This window comes from Roseateles sp. P5_E11 (assembly GCF_054049355.1).
In genome coordinates this window covers 1-2,098 of the sequence record NZ_JBFUMO010000799.1, presented here as the reverse complement: position 1 = coordinate 2,098, position 2,098 = coordinate 1, and the positions used below count along the sequence as shown (strand labels likewise).

The 2,098-nt window shown below is 66.5% G+C and carries 1 protein-coding gene and 1 pseudogene; one reads left to right on the top strand and one right to left on the bottom strand.

The annotated features are described in order from the left end of the window. Positions 1-676, top strand: a pseudogene (locus tag ACXJKR_RS30760) (ATP-binding protein); the annotation flags it as partial. A gap of 555 nt (positions 677-1,231) precedes the next feature. Here ACXJKR_RS30760 and ACXJKR_RS30755 read toward each other — a convergent pair. After that, a partial coding sequence (locus ACXJKR_RS30755) for an amidohydrolase (protein WP_457326076.1) occupies positions 1,232-2,098 on the bottom strand: 867 nt, incomplete at its 5' end.

Genomic DNA, 2,098 nt, shown 5'->3' with positions numbered 1-2,098 from the left:
CCCGGAAGGCCTTCTGCGTCCGCTGCCGATCCGGAATGCTAGTTGGGATAAGGGCGAGCAGGAGTGGGCTGAGAAGGTGGATGCGGACGTCTTGCCCTGGTTCGACGCCAGCGGCATGCACATAGTCGCTGAGATATCGACGTTTAAGGTGATGCTGGCAAGGCGCTCGGAGCTGGACCAACTGCGCATCAGCGCCCCAGGCCTAGACATCAGCAGCGTAGACTTCTGGGGCTGCCACAAGGGCCTCCCAGAGTCGGTTTGGGTTGGGCGCATGATGCCCTTTGACGGCAACTTGGCGCCGACGCTGGTGCGGCGAGTGCTCGGCTCGCTAGGCCCGGGTTTCGACTCGCCCGGCCTGTCGTTGGTCATCTGTCCGAACTGGTTGCGCAGGCTCCGTTGGGCTGAACACCGAAACGCCAACGGGCTCTATGTGGACGCCTCTGGAGCTGTGGTTGCAAAGCTGGTTTGGTGGCGTGATGGCAACCCCGCCGACATCGATGCTGACTTCATGTGGGGAGAAGGATCCTACGTGGCGCTCTCGGACCAGGGTTTGGCACAGTTCCTCGCCATTCGAGGCAGGGTAGAGATCAACAGCTTCGCGTCGCGAGAGGCGCAGAAGCCTCGCGAAGAGGAGGCGCAAGTTGTCAGGACGGCGAAGAAAACTTATTCGATCTAGACATTATTTCGAAGCGATGCCGGAGCCCATTAGGTGGCGCTTAGCCTTCGGTGCCAGCGACCAGGGGTCGATAGCGAACAATTTCTTGAGGCATGCAAACGTCTGCTGATAGGCAGCGATGTTCGTCGCAGCGGTGCACGCTCCGGGGTCGTGTGCGACTGTCGCGGGGGCGAGAGCGGTCGCTCGTGCCGCCACGATGCTTGCGCCGTCGTCGAACGACCGATCCCGGGGGGGAAGCTGCCGGTCAGGCCCATCAGCGCTCAATGACCGGTTTTCGTGATTGCTGCCGCTCATGCATGGGCCTGCGAATGTCGCAGACCAGCCTGGACCCGTAGTTCGACCGAGGTCCGCTATGGGCACGTAGCTGTCGTCCAAAGCCGCAGACGCGATGACTGCAACGGGTCGGAACCGCCAGCTGGCCGACTGTGATACCTGCCGTTGATCCGAGAGGTACCTAGATCCTGGGTCGGCGGAGGYAAGGCCCACTCTGAAGGGCCGGTCCCGGAGGCGCCGCGGTCACTTCACGAATGCCCGTCGCTCCAGCTTTGCCGACGATCATTCGCCGGGCCGAAGCACGCGCTCCACCAACGCACAGAACCACCGCACCCCGTTCGGCAGCGCCTCGTCGTTGAAGTCGTAGCAGGGATGGTGCAGCGGTCTGTCGCCGCCCTGCCCCAGCCATAGGTACGCGCCCGGCCGCTCGCGCAGCATGAAGGCGAAGTCCTCGCTGGTGAAGGCGGGCCTGGGTGCTTCGGTGGCCTGCAGACCGGCGTCGGCAGCGGCGGCCAGTGCGAGCGCGGCCTCCGCCGGCGTGTTGATGGTGGACGGGTAGTAGCGGGTGTAGGCMACGTCGACCTCCAGGCCATGGCCCAGCGCCACGCCGGCCGCCGCGTCGCGCAGCGCGGACTCGATGCGGTCCTGCACCGCTGCGTCGAAGCTGCGAACCGTGCCGGTGATGCGGGCTTCGGCCGGCAGCACGTTGTGACTCTGGCCGCCCTCCAGCTTGGTGACCGACAGCACGGCCGAATCGGCCGGGTCGATGCGGCGCGAGACGATGGTGTTGAGCTGCACGACGAGCTGGCTCGCGGCCAGCAGCGCGTCGGGGGTGTGATGCGGCTGCGCGGCGTGGCCACCCCGGCCGCGCAGCGTGATGTCGAAGCGATCCGCCGCCGCCATGATGGGGCCGGGCCGTGTCTGCGCGTGGCCCAGCGGCAGGTCGGGCCAGTTGTGCAGTGCGTAGACCGCGTCGCACGGGAAGCGCTCGAACAGGCCTTGCTCCACCATCACACGGGCGCCGCCCTGCCCCTCCTCGGCCGGCTGGAAGATGAAGTGCACCGTGCCGTCGAACTGCCGGGTGCGTGCCAGGTGCCGCGCGGCGCCGAGCAGCATGGCGGTGTGGCCGTCGTGGCCGCAGCCGTGGTG